General features: G+C 60.2%; 13 protein-coding genes. 8 read left to right on the top strand and 5 right to left on the bottom strand.

The features are described from left to right. Positions 1-2: 2 nt before the first annotated feature. From AC1PPK_RS23050 to AC1PPK_RS23080, 7 genes are all read left to right on the top strand, one after another. Positions 3-1,439: a CheR family methyltransferase gene (locus tag AC1PPK_RS23050; RefSeq protein ID WP_481115326.1), complete on the top strand. Its 1,437-nt coding sequence runs from the start codon at positions 3-5 to the stop codon at positions 1,437-1,439. A 1-nt stretch (position 1,440) separates the two neighbouring features. Next, on the top strand, positions 1,441-2,067 hold the full coding sequence (locus tag AC1PPK_RS23055) for a chemotaxis protein CheW (protein ID WP_481115327.1): 627 nt from the start codon (positions 1,441-1,443) through the stop codon (positions 2,065-2,067). A 31-nt stretch (positions 2,068-2,098) separates the two neighbouring features. Next, positions 2,099-3,826 (top strand): methyl-accepting chemotaxis protein, encoded by a 1,728-nt coding sequence (locus tag AC1PPK_RS23060; RefSeq protein ID WP_481115328.1) that lies wholly within the window; start codon positions 2,099-2,101, stop codon positions 3,824-3,826. A 3-nt stretch (positions 3,827-3,829) separates the two neighbouring features. Beyond that, positions 3,830-6,184 carry a hybrid sensor histidine kinase/response regulator gene (locus tag AC1PPK_RS23065; protein WP_481115329.1) on the top strand — a complete coding sequence of 785 codons (2,355 nt, stop codon included), beginning with the start codon at positions 3,830-3,832 and terminating at the stop codon, positions 6,182-6,184. After that, positions 6,181-7,269 carry a chemotaxis-specific protein-glutamate methyltransferase CheB gene (gene cheB, locus AC1PPK_RS23070; protein WP_481115330.1) on the top strand — a complete coding sequence of 363 codons (1,089 nt, stop codon included), beginning with the start codon at positions 6,181-6,183 and terminating at the stop codon, positions 7,267-7,269. Before AC1PPK_RS23065 ends, cheB begins: the two co-directional genes overlap by 4 nt. 16 nt (positions 7,270-7,285) lie before the next feature. Continuing rightward, positions 7,286-10,630 carry an EAL domain-containing protein gene (locus tag AC1PPK_RS23075; protein WP_481115331.1) on the top strand — a complete coding sequence of 1,115 codons (3,345 nt, stop codon included), beginning with the start codon at positions 7,286-7,288 and terminating at the stop codon, positions 10,628-10,630. 88 nt (positions 10,631-10,718) lie between these two features. Next, on the top strand, positions 10,719-12,200 hold the full coding sequence (locus AC1PPK_RS23080) for a bacteriohemerythrin (RefSeq protein WP_481115332.1): 1,482 nt from the start codon (positions 10,719-10,721) through the stop codon (positions 12,198-12,200). A gap of 1 nt (position 12,201) precedes the next feature. Here the strand turns inward: AC1PPK_RS23080 and pgi are convergent, their stop codons facing one another. Beyond that, positions 12,202-13,848, bottom strand: coding sequence for a glucose-6-phosphate isomerase (pgi, locus tag AC1PPK_RS23085; protein ID WP_481115333.1), 1,647 nt, complete (start codon positions 13,846-13,848; stop codon positions 12,202-12,204). Positions 13,849-13,965: 117 nt separating this feature from the next. On the opposite strand from pgi, the gene AC1PPK_RS23090 reads away from it, so the two are divergent. Beyond that, positions 13,966-15,099: a hypothetical protein gene (locus tag AC1PPK_RS23090; protein ID WP_481115334.1), complete on the top strand. Its 1,134-nt coding sequence runs from the start codon at positions 13,966-13,968 to the stop codon at positions 15,097-15,099. A 37-nt stretch (positions 15,100-15,136) separates the two neighbouring features. Here the strand turns inward: AC1PPK_RS23090 and AC1PPK_RS23095 are convergent, their stop codons facing one another. Genes AC1PPK_RS23095 through AC1PPK_RS23110 form a run of 4 tightly spaced genes read right to left on the bottom strand, consistent with a single transcriptional unit; the run spans position 15,137 to position 18,932 of the window. Further along, positions 15,137-16,459 (bottom strand): UDP-glucose dehydrogenase family protein, encoded by a 1,323-nt coding sequence (locus AC1PPK_RS23095; RefSeq protein WP_481115335.1) that lies wholly within the window; start codon positions 16,457-16,459, stop codon positions 15,137-15,139. Positions 16,460-16,482: 23 nt separating this feature from the next. Then, positions 16,483-17,562, bottom strand: a complete 1,080-nt coding sequence (locus AC1PPK_RS23100; protein WP_481115336.1) for a glycosyltransferase family 4 protein — start codon at positions 17,560-17,562, stop codon at positions 16,483-16,485. Positions 17,563-17,584: 22 nt separating this feature from the next. Next, complete coding sequence (locus AC1PPK_RS23105) at positions 17,585-18,136, bottom strand: serine O-acetyltransferase (protein WP_481115337.1); 552 nt, start codon at positions 18,134-18,136, stop codon at positions 17,585-17,587. Then, the gene (locus tag AC1PPK_RS23110) at positions 18,123-18,932 is read right to left on the bottom strand and encodes a glycosyltransferase (RefSeq protein ID WP_481115338.1); all 810 of its coding nucleotides are present in this window, start codon (positions 18,930-18,932) and stop codon (positions 18,123-18,125) included. Before AC1PPK_RS23110 ends, AC1PPK_RS23105 begins: the two co-directional genes overlap by 14 nt. Between the last annotated feature and the right edge of the window lie 4 nt (positions 18,933-18,936).

The following is an 18,936-nucleotide window of genomic DNA, read 5'->3' on the forward strand; positions in this document are numbered from 1 at the left end:
ATATGGACGCACCGGCCGACGCCTTCGACGATCCGATCCGCAGCGCCCTCTGCGAAATGCTGTCGATGCGCCTGGGCCTGCATTTTCCGCCGGAGCGCTGGCCGGACCTCCTGCGCCGCATGGCCCCCGCCGCCGCCGAACTGGGCTACCGTACGGTTCGGGACGGCCTGCACGGCTTGCTGGCCAAGCCCCTGGGGCAGCGGGAGCTGGAGGTGCTGGGGCGCCATCTGACCGTGGGAGAAACCTATTTCTTCCGTGACCCCGAGATCTTCGCGGCCCTGGAGCAGCACCTGCTGCCGGATCTGATCCGTCACCGCCGCGACACCACTCGGCGCATCCGCATCTGGAGCATCGGCTGCAGTAGCGGCGAGGAAGCCTATTCCATCGCCATCGCCGTGGCGAACAGGCTGCCCGACATCGAGCAATGGAATGTCTCCATCCAGGCCACCGACATCAATCTCCATGCGCTGACCCAGGCCCGCGAAGGCGTCTACGGCAACTGGTCCTTCCGCACACCGCTCCCCCCGGCGTGGCAACGCTGGTTTTCCGCCCCGCGTGCCGGCCATCGGGCCGTTGCACCGCAGATCAAGTCCCTGGTGAGTTTCTCCTACCTCAACCTGATGGACGGCCACTACCCGGCGGTCGTCACCAACACCAACGCCATGGACCTGATCTTTTGCCGCAACGTCCTGATGTATTTCCATCCGCAACGGGTGGCGGAGGCCCTGGAACGGATCGGCAACAGCCTGCTCGGCGGCGGCTGGCTCGTGCTCAGCCCGGTGGAAAGCGCACTGGTCACCGCCCCCCCGCTGCGCCCTCGCCACCTGCCGGGCGTCCTGTTCTACCAAAAGGCGGAAGCGGACGGCACCTGGCCGCTTGCAGCTGAGCCCATGACACATCCTCCCCACACGGCATCAAGCACCCCCGCCCCCCATCATGGGCGAACATCCCCACTGATTTCCGAGCCCTCTCCTCCCGCCCCCAGCCTACCCCCGCCCCCACCCGCACCGGACCTCGCACAGACCTTGGTCCGGCAGGCGCGTGAGCAGGCCGATCGCGGCCGGCTGGCTGAAGCCCTGGCCTCCTGCGACCAAGCCATCGCCCAAGACAAGCTCAACCCGGCCTGGGCTTTTCTGCGGGCCTCCATACTGCTCGAACTGGGGTATGACGACGACGCGGCCGCTGCCTTGCAGCGCACACTGTACCTGGACCACGATTTCGTCATGGCCCACGTCACCCTCGCCAATCTGTTGCAGCGCCGCGGCCGACATGCGAGTGCGTGCAAGCACTACCGCAACGCCCTGGAGTTGCTCGCGCCACTGGATGCACAACAGGTTCCACTGGAGGCCGATGGGATGACCGCCGGACGCCTGCGGGAGTACATCGCAGCAACCCTCGCAGCGGGCGGCGAGGCCGCCCCCGGTCAAATGGAGCGATGACATGAGCAGGGAGAAAGCGGCTGCGCCCCGGCGCAGCATCGACTGGAGCGATGTCCACCGCCGCCTGGAGCAGGTCCGGCATGCAGTGGAGAACGACGGCACTCCGGACGCGCAGGAAACGGCACGCATCCTGGCTGCCCGGGCTCAGGCCCTGGCCACGCCCAAGCTGGCGGAAAGCGACGGCGAGACCATCGACGTGATCGAGTTCCTGCTCTCCGGCGAACGCTACGGCATGGGCTTCACGTACGTGCGGGAAGTCTTCCCCCTCCTCGACCTGACCCGCCTGCCCTGCACCCCACCCTTTGTGCTCGGCATCGTCAATGTCCGTGGCGAGATCGTCTCCGTGGTCGATCTGCGCAAGTTCTTCGATCTGCCCGAAAACGGGCTCGGCGATCTCAACAAGGTCATCGTCCTGCACTCTACGGCGATGACGTTCGGAATCCTGGCAGATAGCGTTATGGGGGTCCGGACTGTGCCACGGAGCGAACTGCAACCCTCCCTGCCGACCCTGACGGGACTGCGGGAACGATATCTCCTGGGCGTGACCGGCGATCCCATGGTCATTCTCGATGCAGCCAAGCTGCTGGCCGACCCGCGTCTCGTCATCGACGAGTCGGTGGCCCCATGACGGGGACAACTACCGGAAGAAGGAGCCGACGATGAAAGCCTCGATAGGTACGAAGCTCTGGTTGAGTTTGCTGGCGGTCCTGGCCGTCCTGATGGTCGTAGCGGGGGTGTCCTACCTGAGCACGATAAAACAGGCGGAAACCGTGCGATGGGTCACCCACACGCGGGACGTACAGGGGAAGCTGAAGGATCTGCTGATCCTGCTGCAGGATGCCGAAACCGGGCAACGGGGCTATCTCATCACCGGCGAAGACCGTTACCTGCCCCCATTCCTCTCGGTGCAGAACGGCATCGACAGCACCTTGCGGTCGCTCCGCGACCTGACGACGGACAACGCCAACCAGCAGAGGCGGCTGGATACCCTGGGCCCACTGCTGTCGGGCAAGCTCGACGAACTCAAGGAGACCATCTCCCTGAGGAAGAACAAGGGCTTCGAGCCGGCACGGCAAGTCGTCATGACGGACCGGGGGAAGAAGGCCATGGACGACATCCGCGTCCTGCTGAAGGACATGGAAAACCAAGAACTCGCGCTCCTCAAGGTGCGTGAGGAGGAAGCCCGCGTACAAACCGACAACACGGCGCTGATCATCGTCGGCGGCTTGCTCGCGGCAATGGGGCTGGTGCTCTGCGCCGGACTCTTCCTGACCCAGCACATCGCCCAGCCGCTGAAGGCCGTCAGCGACGCGGCAGAGCAGATCGCCGTCGGTAATCTTGCCGTCGACCTGTCAGCAGGCGCGCGGGACGACGAAGTCGGGGTCCTGATGCGTACCTTCGCCCTCATGGCCAGATCCCTGCAGGACATCGCCCTGGTGGCGGACAGGATCGCCGCCGGCGACCTGACGGCCCGGATCACCCCCCAGTCGAGCCAGGACGTGCTGGGCAACGCCCTGTCGACGATGGTGGAGAACCTGCGCCGGATGACTCAGGAGGTCGGAGAAGGCATCAACATACTGGCAGCCTCGTCGAGCGAAATTGTGGCAGCCACATCCCAGGTGGCATCGAGCTCGGCGGAGACGGCAACCGCCGTGAGCCAGACCATGGCAACCGTCGAAGAAGTGAAGCAGACCTCGCTACTGGCGGCGGACAAGGCCAAGCTGGTTTCGGAAACCGCCCTGCGCACAGTGGAAATCTCAAAGAGCGGACGCAAGTCGGTGGAAGACTCGGTGGAGTCCATGCACCGGATCCAGGAGCAGATGGAGTCCATCGCCGAGAGCATCGTGCGGCTTTCCGAACAAGGCCAGGCCATCGGCGAGATCATCGCCACAGTCAACGATCTGGCGGAGCAGTCGAACCTGCTCGCGGTGAATGCAGCGATCGAGGCCGCCAAGGCCGGCGACCAGGGCAAGGGCTTCTCGGTGGTGGCGCAGGAAGTGAAGAGCCTGGCCGCCCAGTCGAAACAGGCCACGGCGCAAGTCCGGGCGATCCTCGGCGACATCCAGAAGGCCACGGGCGGCGCGGTCATGGCGACCGAACAGGGCAACAAGGCGGTGGAAGCCGGCGTCAAGCTATCGGCCGAGGTGGGCGAATCGATCCGCATACTGGCCGAGAGTATTGCCGAGGCGGCACGGGCCGCCACGCAGATCGCCGTCTCGTCGCAGCAGCAACTGGTGGGCATGGACCAGGCCGTGCTGGCGATCCAGAACATCCGCGAAGCCAGCATCCAGAACGTGGCGGGCACCAAGCAGACCGAAAGCACCGCGCAGAACCTCCATGAACTGGGCGTACGGCTCAAGCAACTGATCGCCCGCTACCAGACCTGAGCCATGGAGAAGAACGACGATGCCTTCCGCAAGCGTCTCCTCGCCACCTTCAGAAACGAAGCGGCGGAGCACGTCCAGGCCCTTTCCTCGGGTTTGATCGCCCTCGAAAAGACGGCGGCGCCCGAGGAGCGGCAGGGCATCGTCGAAACCGTGTTCCGCGAGACCCATAGCCTGAAAGGAGCCGCTCGGGCGGTAGGCAAGAGCGAGATCGAGACACTCTGCCAGTCCATGGAGAGTTTCTTTTCCCTGCTCAAGCAGGGTAAGGCCAGCGTCTCCGCCGGGCAGTTCGATCTGCTCAACGAAGCCGTGGATGTGCTGAGCGCCCTGCTGGGGAGCGTCGAAGAGGCGCCCACCAAGGCCCAACTGGCGGCAGTCCGGGAGTTGCGCCAGCGCCTGAGTGCCAACGGCCCCCGGAACACGGAGGCGCCCGCCCCCGTTGTGCGGAATGACATTCCCCCGGATCCCCAGGCTCCGCCGAGCGCCTCACCGCCCGAAGACACGGCCGGCGTCGCCGCCGGACCCACGATGGGCAAGGCCCTCCCCGACCCGCCCCCGCTCCGGGGCGGAGATACGGTGCGGGTGCCCGTGGCACGGCTGGACGCCATCCTGTTTCAGTCCGAATCCCTGCTCGCCGCCAAGCTCACGGCCCACCAGCGGGTCATGGACGTCCGCGCGGCCCAATCCGGCGTCATTGCGCTGGCCCGGCAGAGGGCCCGGATCGCACCGGAGGCCAGGGCCTTGCTGCGGCGCCTGGAACGCAGGGAACAGCGCGGGGAAGCGGGCAACCGGCGCAAGGACGACACCCGCTTGCGCCGGTTGCTGGAATACCTGCAGCAGGAAGATGACTTCATCAAGACCCACGCGATGCGCCTGGAAGCCCTGGCCAAGGCGGCCGAGCACGACTGGCGCAGCCTGGGGAGCACGGCCGACGGCCTGCTCGACGACGTGAAGATGGCGCTGATGCTGCCCATCTCCTCGATCGCGGAGGTGCTTCCCAAGTTCGTCCGGGACGGCTCCCGCAGCCAGGGCAAGGACGTGGATTTCAGGATTCGCGGCGCCGAGACGGAGATCGACCGGCGAATCCTGGAAGACCTGCGCGACCCCTTGATCCATCTGGTCCGCAACAGCCTCGACCATGGCATCGAGAAGCCGGAGACGCGGCTGGCGGCGGGCAAGCCGCGACGGGGCCTGATCGAGCTGAGCGCCAGCCAGATCGAAGGCAGCCGCATCGAGATCGTCATCGCGGACGACGGCGCCGGCATTCCCCTCGACAAGGTTCGCGATGTGGCCCATCGGCTGCAACTGGCCCCCCCCTCTGGCAACGGCGACGCCGGCAGCACGGCTCTCGACGACGCCGCCTGCCTCGAGCTGATCTTCCAATCCGGCGTGTCCACCAGCCCGATCGTCACCGATCTGTCCGGTCGCGGCCTGGGGCTGACCATTGTGCGGGAGAAGGTGGAGCGCCTGGGCGGCTCGGTCTCGGTCGGCGCGTCTCCCGCCGGGGGAACCCGTTTCCGGCTCGTGCTGCCCCTGACGCTGGCAACCTTCCGCGGCGTGCATGTGCGCAGCGGCGAACGGGAGTTCATCTTCCCGAACGCACACCTGACCCAGGTGGCACGGGTCGCCAGACAGGCCATTGCCACGGTGGAGAACCGGGAAACCATTCCGCTGAACGGCCAAGCCTTGTCTCTGGCACGCCTGGCTCAGGTGCTCGGCATCCCCGCCGACAAGGCGCAAGCGCGAACGGAGAGCGTGCAACTGGTGGTCGCGGGGACAGCAGAGAACCGCATCGCTTTTCAGGTGGACGAGGTCCTGGGCGAGCAGGAGGTGTTGGTCAAGGGCCTGGGCCGGCAATTGCGGCGCGTACGCAACATTGCCGGCGCCACGGTGCTGGGCAGTGGCCGGGTGGTACCGATCCTCCACGTCCCCGACCTGCTCAAATCGGCGCGGCATGCTGCGCCCTCCCCGGAGCCCGCCACCGATGCCGCCGCGGCGCGCAAGTCCCTGCTGGTGGCGGAGGACTCGATCACCTCGCGCATGTTGCTCAAGGGCATCCTCGAAGCGGCCGGCTATAACGTGAAGACCGCGGTGGACGGCCTCGACGCCTACACCCAGTTGCGCACCGAGCCCTTCGACCTGCTGGTGTCCGACGTGGATATGCCGCGCATGAACGGCTTCGATCTCACCGCCAAGGTGCGCGCCGACAAAGCCCTCGCCGACCTGCCGGTGGTGCTGGTCACGGCCTTGAGCTCCCGCGCAGACCTGGAGCGGGGTGCCGAAGCGGGCGCCAATGCCTACATCGTCAAGGGCAGCTTCGACCAGAGCAACCTGCTGACAGCCATCAGAAGGCTCCTATGATGACCAGCACCAAGCGTATCCGTGTCCTGGTGGTGGAGGACTCCGCCGTGCAGCGCGAGTTGCAGGTGCACCTGCTCAACAGCGACCCGCAACTGGAAGTAGTCGGCACGGCCAGGGACGGGCGCGAAGCCATAGAACAGGTGCGGCGCTGCCAGCCCGACGTGGTGACCATGGATTTCCATATGCCCCACCTGGACGGTGCGGCGGCCACCCGCATCATCATGGAAAGCCTGCCGGTGCCCATCGTGGTGATCTCTGGCAGCTCCGCCCAGCATGAAGTGGCCGAAACCTTCCTGGCGCTGGACGCCGGCGCGCTGGTCATCATCGAAAAGCCTTACCTGCCGGATAGCGAGGCCGCCCGCAAGATGGTCGAAACCGTCAAGCTGATGGCCGAGGTCAAGGTAGTGCGGCGCTGGTCCGCGGCCCAGACGGGAAAGGCCACGCCGGTGCGGACCGAGCCGGACCCGACGTCCCCGGTGAGCCTGGTCGCCATCGGCGCATCCACGGGCGGCCCCCTGGTCCTGCAGACCATACTGGCCAGCTTGCCGCGGGACTTTCCCGTGCCCGTGCTCATCGTCCAGCACATCAGCCCCGGCTTCACGGAAGGATTCACCGAATGGCTGGCCGCGGCCAGTGGCTTTCCCGTGCAGATGGCCACCCAGGACGCCCGACTGGAACCCGGTCGGGCCTACGTGGCCCCCGACGGCCGGCACATGGAGGTCAAGGACGACGGCCATGGCGGCCACAGGATTGTATTGACCGGGGGCGAACCGGAGAACGGACACCGGCCGTCCGTCTCCCACCTTTTCAACTCCGTGGCGGGGGCCGTGGGAGACAAGGCGGTGGGCGTGCTCCTGACCGGCATGGGCAAGGACGGCGCGGCCGAGCTGGGCCTCCTGCGCCGGAAGGGGGCCGTCACCATTGCCCAGAGCCGCGAAAGTTCAGTCGTGGCCGGAATGCCCGGGGAGGCTATCCGGCTCGATGCGGCGGCCCACATCCTGGCGCCGGCCGAGATTGGCGGCCTTCTGGCGCTCCTGGTGAAACGCCGCAACGGCAACAGCATTCACGAACCGTCAAAGCGTTGAGAAATCGAGGTACATCATGCAACCCGCCCCCAATGAAGCGAGCGCCGTAGATATCCTGGTCGTCGAGGACAGCCCCACCCAGGCCGAACAACTGTGCTACCTGCTGCAACAGCATGGCTACCGGACCCGCATGGCGGCCAACGGCCGCCTTGGCCTCGAAGAAATCCGGCGTTGCAAACCGACGCTGGTCATCAGCGACATCGTCATGCCCGAAATGGACGGCTACGCCCTGTGCCGGGCCGTCAAGGCCGATCCCGAACTCAAGGACATCCCGGTGGTGATCGTCACCTCCCTGTCCGGCATCCAGGACATTGCCCGCAGCCTGGAATGCGGCGCCGACAACTTCATCCGCAAGCCCTACGAGCCCCACGCGCTGCTGGCGCGGGTCGAGTACATTCTGCTCAATCTGGAACTGCGCAAGGGCAAGCGGATCAATATCGGCCTCGAGGTCTACCTGGGCGGCAAGAAGCACTACATCACTTCGGAACGGGAGCAGATCATCGACCTGCTGATCTCCACCTACGAAGAAGCGGTGCGCATGAACGAGGAGATGCAACAGCAGCAGATCGAGATTGCCCGCTCCAGCCAGACCCTGGCCGGGCTCTACCGTATCGCGGACGAATTGAACCGGGTCAGCACGCCGGCCCAGGTCTGCGAACTGGCCCTGCAGGCCACGATGGACCTCCCCAAGTTCGAGGCCGGCTGGATCTACCTCGCCGACGCAGACGGCAAGCAGAGCTATCGCCTCGTCGCGGCCAGCAAGACCGGCACAGCCGCTTCGCAGCGGGGGGCCGACACCCTGGAGTGGATCGGGGACATCTCGTCCGCCACCGCCACCGGGCGCAACGCCAGCGTTCCGCTCGCCCTGGAGCGGCGCCACCTGGGGGTCATCCAGCTGCTGGCAGTGGACGGAGAGAGCTTCAACGACGAGGATCTGAACGTCCTCGACACCATCGGCAACCAGGTGGCCGTAGCCCTGGAACGGGCACACCTGCACCAGCACCTCGAAAACCTGGTGGAGCAGCGCACCGCCGCCCTGCAGGCCGAAGTGGTCGAACGGCGCCGGGCCGAAGAGCGGGTGGTCAGCCTCAACCGCATCTACGCCGTGCTCTCCAACATCAATACGTTGATCGTGCGGGTCCATGAACGGGAGGAGCTGTTCCGCGAAGCCTGCCGCGTCGCCGTGGAGTTCGGCCACTTCGGCCTGGCCTGGGTGGGGATGACAAGTGCGGACAACGCGCATATCAAACCCACCGCCTGGCATGGCGTGGGCCTGTGGGCCGAGAGCATCGGCTTCGCAGCGGCGACCGATGTCGGCAACCTGGACGAGGCCCTGGTCAACGAAGCCATCCAGCAGCAACAAACCGTCGTCTGCCGCGACCTGACGCAGGCCGCCAGCATGCCCCTGGCGGCGCTCGCCGTGTCGCACGGCTACCACGCCCTCTGCGCCCTGCCCCTGCAGGTGGACAAACAGACCGTGGCCCTGATGTTCCTCTATGCGCACACGCCCGAAGTGTTCAATGCCGACGAGATGCACCTGCTGGAAGAACTGGCCGGGAACATCTCCTTTGCGCTCGACCATATCGCCAAGGAAGAGCGCATCAACTACCTGGCCTACTATGACGCGCTGACCGGTCTGCCCAACCGCGACCTGCTACTGGAACGCCTGCGCCAGAGCATTGGTTTCGCCCAGCGCCACGGCAGCACAGTCGCCGTGATCTGCCTCGACCTGGATCGTTTCAAGATCGTCAACGACGGCCTCGGCCACTATGTCGGCGACAAGCTGCTGCAAACCGTGGCTGGCCTGCTGTCGGGCATGTTGCGCGACGGCGACACGGTCGGCCGGCTGGTGGCCGACAAATTCGTCATGATCTGCGCCGACCTGCGCGATGCGGACGATCTGCCCCCTGTCATCGAGCGGCTGCAAGCCGTGCTGCGCGCCCCCATCCCCATCGGCGAAGAAAGCACCAATCTCACCGCCAGTGTCGGCATCAGCTTTTGCCCCAAGGACAGCGACGACCCGATCACCCTGGTCAAGTACGCCGAACTGGCCATGTATCAGGCCAAGGAACGGGGCGGCAACCAGCACCGCTTGTTCACCACCGAGCTGGACACCCGGGTCTCCGAGCGGGTGAAGCTGCAAAACCGGCTTGGCACGGCGCTGGAGGCCGGAGAACTGGTGGTGTATTACCAGCCCCAGGTCAGCGCGATGAACGGCGTGGTGTGCGGCATGGAGGCCCTGATCCGCTGGCGGCACCCTCAATTCGGCCTGGTGCCCCCCGGGCAGTTCATTCCCGTGGCCGAAGAAAGCGGACTGATCATTCCCATCGGAGAGTGGGTGCTGCAGGAAGCCTGCCGGCAGAACCAGGCGTGGCGCGACGAAGGCCTGTCCGACTTCCCGGTTTCGGTCAACGTCTCCATCGCCCAGCTGCGCGACAACCGCCTGCTCGCCGCAGTGCGCCGCGCGCTCAACGAGACCCGCCTCGATCCCCACTACCTGGAGCTGGAGCTGACCGAGAGCATGGTGATGGAGAACCCAGAGATGCTGATTGCCTTCCTGCAGCGCACCCGGGAAATGGGCATACAGATCTCCATCGACGATTTCGGCACGGGCTATTCCAGCCTCAATTACCTGAAGCGCCTCCCCCTCGACCGGCTCAAGGTGGACTACAGCTTCGTCCGCGACATCACCCGTGACCCGGCCAGCGCCTCGATCTGCCGCGCCGTCATCGCCATTGCCCACAACCTGCGCCTGGGGGTGGTGGCCGAGGGGGTTGAAACCGAGGGCCAGGCCAGCTACCTGGCACGCCACTATTGCGAAAGCCTGCAAGGCTATTACTTCAGCAAACCCCTTCCCGCGGATGAGATCACGGCCCTGCTGCGCAAACGCGAGCCCCTGATCAAACTGGCCTCCGAGCTGAATGCCCGGCGCACCCTGCTGCTGGTGGACGACGAAGAGAACATCCGCAACGCCCTGCGCCGCCTGCTGCGCAGCGATGGCTACCAGATACTGGTGGCGTCGGGCCCCACCGAAGCCTTCGAGCTGCTGGCCACCAACCGGGTGGGCGTGATCCTGGCCGATCAACGCATGCCCGACATGAGTGGCACCGAGTTCCTGCGCCGCGTGAAGGACATCTACCCCGAGGCGATCCGCATCGTCCTGTCCGGCTACACCGATCTTGATACCGTCACCGCATCGATCAATCAAGGCTCGGTATACAAGTTTCTGGCCAAACCCTGGGACAACGACGCCCTCCGCGAAATCCTGCGTGAAGCCTTCTGGCGCTACGAACTCTCCAAGGGGATCGCCACCGACTGGTACTCGGCGGGCAGCGTCCAGGGTCTTCATGGCGGACAATGATGCCCATGCCGATAAACGGTAAACATCCCCAACGGCAAACTCGGCAAATTTGATACTCTTGTAAAATCCAACAGGAGCAAACGCCCCCATGAATGCGGTAGAGATTTTCCCGTGGAGCGCAAATTTCGAGACGGGGATCGCGGAGATCGACGAACAACACCAGCAACTGGTCCGGCTGGTGAATCGACTGGCCAGCCATCTGGCCTATTCGGCAGATCTGCCGGGGCTCGATGAGATCTTCGGCGAGCTTGCCGCCTACGCCCAGTACCACTTTGCAACCGAAGAAGTGACCTGGCACGAGGCCCTGCCGGACGACCCATGGGAAGTCGAACACCGCAAGACGCACCAGACCTTCATCGACGACGTGATGCGTCTGCGCAATACCCAGGCCGGCAAGTCCACCGACATGACCGTCGAAGAGATCCTGAGCTTCCTGTGCCAATGGCTGGCCTTCCACATCCTCTACAGCGACCGGCGCATGGCGCAGGCCGTCATCGCCATCCGCGCCGGCCAGCCCCTGGAAGACGCCAAGCGGCACAGCAACAGCGCCATGAACAGTACCGTGCGGGCCCTGATCGAGACCGTGCTGGCAATGTACGACAGCCTGTCCAACCGCACCCTGCAGCTCATGAAGGAACTCGGCGCCCGCCAGAAACTTGAAGCCAAGCTGCGACTGGCCGGCAGCGTATTCGACAACACCCTCGAATCAATCTGCATCATCGACGACGTTGGCAACATCATCGACGCCAACCCGGCCTTTGCCCAAAGCTGCGGAACGAGTCGCGACGAACTGCTGGGAGCCCCGCTCGCCACCTTCAAATCCGGCCTCGGCAACGATGACAACAACGCCCCTGCCATATGGAGCGCGGTAAACAGCAGCGGCCACTGGAGTGGTGCCATTCAGTGCCGGGCGCCCAGCGGCGAACTCTCTGCCGAGTGGCTGACCCTTTCCTCCGTCCGCAATGGCGATGATTTCGGCATCGGCCATTACGTGGCCGTCTTCTCCAGTGTCGGCGGCCTGATCCAGCGCCAGCAGGCCATGGAACACTGGGCCCACCACGACGCCCTCACCGGTCTGCCCAACCGCCTGCTCCTCAAGGACCGCCTCGAACAAGCCCTCGCCCAGGCCCGCCGCGGCGGCGGCCTGTTGGGCGTGTGCTACGTGGACCTGGACGACTTCAAACCGGTCAACGACACCTTCGGCCACGCCGCCGGCGACCACGTGCTGCAAGTCACCGCCGAGCGCATCCGCAAGGAACTGCGCGGCACCGACACCGTCGCCCGCATCGGCGGCGACGAGTTCGTGATCCTGCTGAACGGCCTGCAAGAGGGCAGCGACCGCCTGGCCTGCCTGGACCGCATCATCGAAGCCATCCGCCAGCCCATCGCCCTGGGCCACGACGGTGCCGGCCCCAGCACCCGCATCTCCGCCAGCATCGGCATCAGCTTCTCGCCCCGTGACGGCCGCAACGCCGACGATCTGCTCCACCACGCCGACCAGGCCCTGTACCAGGGCAAACTGGCCGGCAAGGGCGGCTACCGGATCTACGCGCCAACGGACGCAGCCTGACTCAGCAGTCCCCGTACTCCTGAATCCACGCGATCAGCGCCCGCGTGGACTGATCCAGCCCCTCGCTATCCGTCTCACCAGTCAAGGCCGGCAGCAGGCGGCCGGCGAGTTGCTTGCCCAGCTCCACCCCCCACTGGTCGAAAGAGTTGATGCCCCAGATCACGCCCTGCACGAACACCTTGTGCTCGTACAACGCCAGCAACATGCCCAGGTAGTAAGGCACGATGCGCGGCAGGATGATGGTGGTGGACGGCTGGTTGCCGGCAAACACCTTGTGCGGCAGCAGCGAGGCCATCTGGTCCGCCGGCACGCGGGCGGCCTCCAGTTCGGCCCGGGCTTCCGCCTCGGTCTTGCCGAAGGCCAGGGCCGCACTCTGGGCCAGGAAGTTGGCCATCAACGGTGCCTGGTGCCCCGGCAAAGGAAAATCGCTCTGCGCGCTGGCAATGAAATCACAGGGCACCAGCCAGCCACCCTGGTGCAGCAGCTGGAAGAACGCGTGCTGCCCGTTACTCCCGATCTCGCCCCACACAATCGGGTTGGCCTGACAGGACAGCGGCTGTCCATCGCGCCCCACCGTCTTGCCGTTGGACTCCATCTCCAGCTGCTGCAGGAAGGACGGCAGGAAACGCAGGGACTCGTGGTAAGGCAGCACCGCACTGGTACTCGCCCCCAGGAAATTGGTGTTCCACACCCCGATCAGCGCCATCAGCACCGGCAGGTTGCGCTCGAACGGCGCCTCGCGGAAATGGTTGTCCATCGCCTGCGCACCGGCCAGCAAACGCTCGAACCCATTCATGCCGATCGCCAGCGCAATCGGCAAGCCCACCGCCGACCACAGGGAATAACGTCCGCCCACCCAGTCCCACATGCGGAACACGTTGGCCGCAGGCAGTCCGAAAGTCTGGGCCTTCTCCATGGCCGACGTCACCGCCACGAAATGCAGCGGCAAAGCCCGCGCCGCATCGTCGCCCGCCGCCGCACACAACCACTCCCGCGCCGTGTGCGCATTGAGCATGGTCTCCTGCGTTGTGAAGGTCTTGCTCGCCACGATGAACAGCGTGGAACGCGGATTCAGCGAATCCAGCAGCTTGGCCAGATGCGCACTGTCCACGTTGGACACGAAATGCATCTTCAACCCCTGGCGCTGATAAGCAGACAGCGCCCGCACCACCGTCTTCGGCCCCAGATCCGACCCGCCAATCCCGATGTTCACCACATCGCGGATCGCCTCGCCGGAAAACCCGCGCCACAGCCCGCCACGCACCTTCTCGGAGAATTCCCGCATCTGAGCGCGCACGGCGCGCACTTCGGGCATCACGTTGCAAGTGGCCGAGGGAAACACACCGGGCTTCATGTAACGCAAAGCCGTGTGGAGAACCGCGCGATCTTCGCTTACATTGATCTTATCACCGGCAAACAACCGCGCCCGCCAGCCTTCCAAATCGGCGACCTTAGTCAGATCAAGCAGGAGTTCAATCGTGCGCTGATCGACACGCTGCTTGGAGAAGTCGACGAGCATGCCTTCGAGTTCGAAGGAGAGGCGGGAGAAGCGCTCGGGGTCAGATGAAAAAAGATCACGTAGATGGACTTGCTCAGCACAACGTTTGTGCCCGGTCAGAGCCTGCCACACAGATGTAGTAGTAAGCATAATTGAAGTTTAGGAGAACACTGCGCAAAAGAATACACTCATTCAACATGAAAACTCAAACATCATTTATTACAATCAATACTACGAAATATAGTTTCCCTACAAAAGGAGAACACCATGCACCAAAGATCTAAACTTTCAATCTTAATAATGGCCTCCATTTTTTCCACTGCAGTTTATTCAACAGAAAGAAACATAGGAGTCAATGTCACAAACATCTTTCTTCTACCCATAGAAGAACAAGAACGTACCATTCGAGCCATAAGTGATGCCCATGTAAAATCAATTAGAACGAGCATCCCAAACACAAAAGACGGCATAGAATTTGCCAGGCGCATACAAAAGAACAATATAAAAATACACCTTATCATCCGACTAGATGAAAGCATCCCCTCCTCAACTCCTCGTCGGGAATATGATCGAGCAAACTTCCCCCGCGTGTGGCCTTCACCTCCGCTTTCAAGCCTCGACCCCAATTACTTTCGCTCATTCTTTAGAAAAAAACTAACTGATCTATCTGGCGCTGGCATACAGATATCTGCATTTGAAATATTTAACGAGATCAATACCGCAGCTTTCAATGCAGACTTTCCTGTACCTGGGGAAGGGCGCCAACTTGGATACGCTGATCTAACAACCTCAGACACAGGCATTAAAGTTGCGAAGGGGCTCGACAGGTACATCGAAATTCTAAAAATAGCGAAAGAAGAACTCCAGGCATCTCAAAATTACAAGAACACACCTCTAATTAGCGCTGGACTAGGCGGCATTGAAGCACCCGAGGGAAAGCTAGACAAAATCAACACCGATCTTATCAGTATAAATGCCACCATTAAGTATCTAAACCAACATGGAGCAAGTAACTATGTAGACGGCTACGGGGTACACGTATATCCGTGGGAAAATGGCCCCGGAAATCCAACTGAAGCGGTGAGACGCAAAGAGCGACTTGACCGCTATGTGCTAACAAACTGCGGAAAATTGGCCAACTCTCCGCCGTGCTGGATCACCGAATGGGGCTTCAAAGCAGACTCAGCATCCTGTCCGACGGAAGACAAGAAGCGACTATTATTGGTGGACGAAACGAGAAAAACCTTTGAAACATATATGAGGAACGGCCAAGTCTCAGCAATTTACTATTACACTTGGAATTCAGATCCATTAAACCCAAGAAACAACGACGAAAACCGCCTAGCTGCATACCTATGCAACCGCTTGACAGAATCAGGAAAAAGGGCGATAGAGGACTAAGAAGAAGGGCTAGAGCCATTCCTCTTAGTCAACTCAATTATGAACGGCCAATGGGGTAGTACTCAAACCCTGCAGCCCGCATGAACGAGGGATCAAACATGTTTCGCCCATCAAAAACAACCGGATTATGCAAGCGGCTCTTAATAAGTTCAAAGTCCGGACTGCGAAACTCTTTCCATTCAGTCACAATCACAAGTGCATTTGCATCATCCAAAGCGCTATTAGGACGCCCGGCAAATGAAAGCCCTTTTTGATCACCAATAACTCTCTCAGCCTCTTGCATTGCGACCGGATCATATGCAGCAACGGTCGCACCGCGCTTTAGCAACTCCTCGACAATTATCCGACTCGGAGCCTCACGCATATCGTCAGTATTCGGCTTAAAGGCAAGCCCCCAAAGCGCAAATCGCATTCCGCTCAAATCAGGGCCATACCGCTTAATAATTTTCTGAACGAGAACCAATTTCTGCGCGTCATTAGCCTCTTCTACTGCAGTAAGGACTCGAACGTCAACCTGCGCTTGAGCAGCTATTTTTATAAGTGCCTTCACATCCTTCGGGAAGCACGAACCGCCGTAACCGCACCCAGGATAAAGGAAATGTCTTCCAATACGAGGATCACTTCCGATCCCTTGCCGCACAAGCTCAATATCAGCACCTAGCTGTTCTGCCAAATTTGCCAACTCATTCATGAAACTAATACGAGTGGCAAGCATAGCGTTCGCCGCATATTTGGTCAGCTCCGCGGACCGCACGTCCATGAAGACCAACTTGTCGTGATTGCGTTGAAAAGGGGCGTAAACTTGCCGCATCACATCAACGGCCCGTTCATCTTCAGCTCCGACCACGATGCGATCAGGACGCATGAAGTCTTCAATTGCAGCACCTTCCTTCAAAAACTCCGGATTTGAGACTACGCTAAAAGGAAAGCTAACCCCTCTATTGGCCAACTCCTCATCGACAGCGGCCTTAACTTGATCCGCAGTCCCTACAGGAACCGTCGACTTATCAATAACAACCCTGTATCCGTCCATATAGCGACCGATATTCCGTGCCGCCGAAAGTACGTATTTCAAATCCGCCGATCCATCCTCATCCGGAGGCGTACCTACAGCGATAAACTGCACTTCGCCAAACAAGGCTGCGCGTTCGATATCGGTCGTAAACTGGAGCCGTCCGGCCTCCACGTTCCTGCGCACCACTTCCTGCAGCCCAGGTTCGTGAATTGGAATTCCGCCTTCTTCAAGGATCTTGATTTTCTCGGGATCTACATCCAGACACAGCACATTATTACCAACATCAGCAAGGCAAGCCCCCGAAACCAAGCCAACGTAACCAGTGCCAATTACAGTTATCTTCACTTTCAATCCCTTCAAGAAATCACTTATTCACAATAAAGTTGTACCAACTGTTTATGAAGTCGATTTACAGAGAATTCCTTCTTGAATCTCTCATAACCAGCCACTCCAACTGCAGTCAAATCCATACGAGAAAGCATTTTTATTGATGAGGCCAGATCCATCGATGACTCGGACGGGAACACAACACCTGTAACTCCGTCATCAACAATTTCTGGCAACGCCCCAGCGTTAGATACAACGACAGGCAACATTGCCCTCATGCCTTCAATTGCTACCAAGCCGAATCCTTCCCAACGAGACGGAACTATCAGAATATCTGCGGCAGAATATAAGGTCTCCAGCTGAGCAGCGTTAACCCATCCAGTTAGCGAACAATTGCTGATGCTTTTAACAGCCCCCCCCCCAACAACGACGTCGCCAGCAATGACAAGATGGAATTCATCACTTAACGACTCCATTGCTTCGATAAGTACGTCTACACCTTTCTGCCTATCCAACCGCCCAACAAACAAAAGCCGAACCTTCGCTCTCTCAGGCCAGACAGGGCCCGAAACAGGCATAGCCTTTTGTCTTTCAATCGAAATCCCATTCCTGATAACCATCAAACGATCTCTAGGAAACCCCGCTTTGAGAGCGGCCTGATGCTCATAATCAGAAATACAAATCACTTTGTAGCAGAGTCGAGACAAAACAAGCTCAACAAGGCCAAGAGCCTTCTTCGCCCCCCCACTCAATGGTCTATCCCAAGCCCATCCATGAGGGCAATACACAACTCTGCAATTTGGCCCCAATACGCGCATAATGGGACGAACACTAAATCCAGCAAACGTTGAATGAATATGGAGCACCTCGGGCAGATAAGCCCGACTGAACTCAGCACAAGCAAACGCTAGCCGAATCGCCCTTCTCCATCGCGGGCCGCTGTCGTCGTAAGAAATGACCTTGGCAATTTCATTGACGCGTCCCAACTCGCCAATCTGAGATATCGGTACCATCAGGGCTACATTCTCAGCCCCGAATTCATTGACTTGAAGTGGCACCAACTCTCGAAAATAGGTGGCAATACCACCCTTAATCGTCTCCGCAACATGGAGAATACGCATTTATCAACTCCGGCAACGAGTATCACGTCCGTTTCTGCAGAGTACGAGCAGGCACTCCGCCAACGGTATCCCCATCAGCAACGCTTCGAACGACAACAGCATTTGCTCCGATACGAGAGTGACTTCCGACAGAAACATCCCCAACGACGCATGCACCCGCGTATATAACAACTCCGTCACCGACAACTGGATATGACGTATCTGATCCGCCACCGAGTCCCAAAGTGACGTTTTGAAATATCGTCACGCCCTGACCGATTTCCACGCCATCACCCACAACTATACCAATAGCATGAGGCAAACACAAACCCTTACCTATATAAGATCTAGGGGACAAATAACAGGAATGCCTCTTGATAATATTTTTCCATAGCATTTTTGAAAGGAGGCGAAAAAAGCCACCCTTCCAAAAAAAATATGATGAAAGCCGATACTTAACCACAGCGGAAAACCCAGGATCTACATAGAACTTCAAAAGAAGATCAATGATCGACTTTCCACCTTCAACAACCCGCAAGTCGTCCCGAAGAGTTTCCACAAGCCCCTGACGTACTTTTGAATTATTTCTTCTCATACTGCTTAGACCTTCTCTTTACGGCCTCAATGACCCCCATCGGAACACTAAACAGAATCACTGTCTTAACAAGACCGTACCACGCATAGACATTTAAAAAATCGAAGTATTTCAACTGAAGAGAAAGACGTGCGCGCAGCTGAACTTTTCTCTTACGGACAGACACTCCCTGAGAAGAGACCTGATAATCCATTAGATAGCGGGGAATATTAGCGAACGAATACCCTTGCCTTGACGCTCGACAAAGAAACTCATAGTCCTGAGCTACGGAAAACTCTTCATTGTATCCACCAAGCTCTCTAAACACCGACGCTCGAAAACACCAGCTAGGATGCAGCAGAGGGCTATTCAAATGTAGAAACCTTTTGATATCTCCTGGCTCGCACGGCGGACTGAAGTGAAAAAGAGTCTTTCCAACATCAGACTCGTCAAAAAACCTAGCCCATGTTCCCACCCCATGGATTTCCGGCCGTTGGGACAAGAACTCAAGCTGCTCGAAGAATCGGTCACCATTAGCAATATCATCTGCATCCATTCTAGCGATGAATCTATATGGCTTTTCCAGAATTACTCCCAGCCCAATATTTAGCGCCTTCGTCAGCCCCTTATTCTGATCCAACCGAACCAAGCTTACCGCTTGATTGTATTTATTCGGCAATTGAACTGGAGGACTCGAAGCGTCATCAACAATATAAACATCTACTCCAACTTTAGAGTCCAAAAGGCTATCGAGAGCACGAAAAAGAGTATTTCCGTCATTGTGCGTCGCTAAAAGAACCGCAGTTTCGTTACTCATAGTA

Source organism: Zoogloea sp. JDB1 (assembly GCF_056724025.1).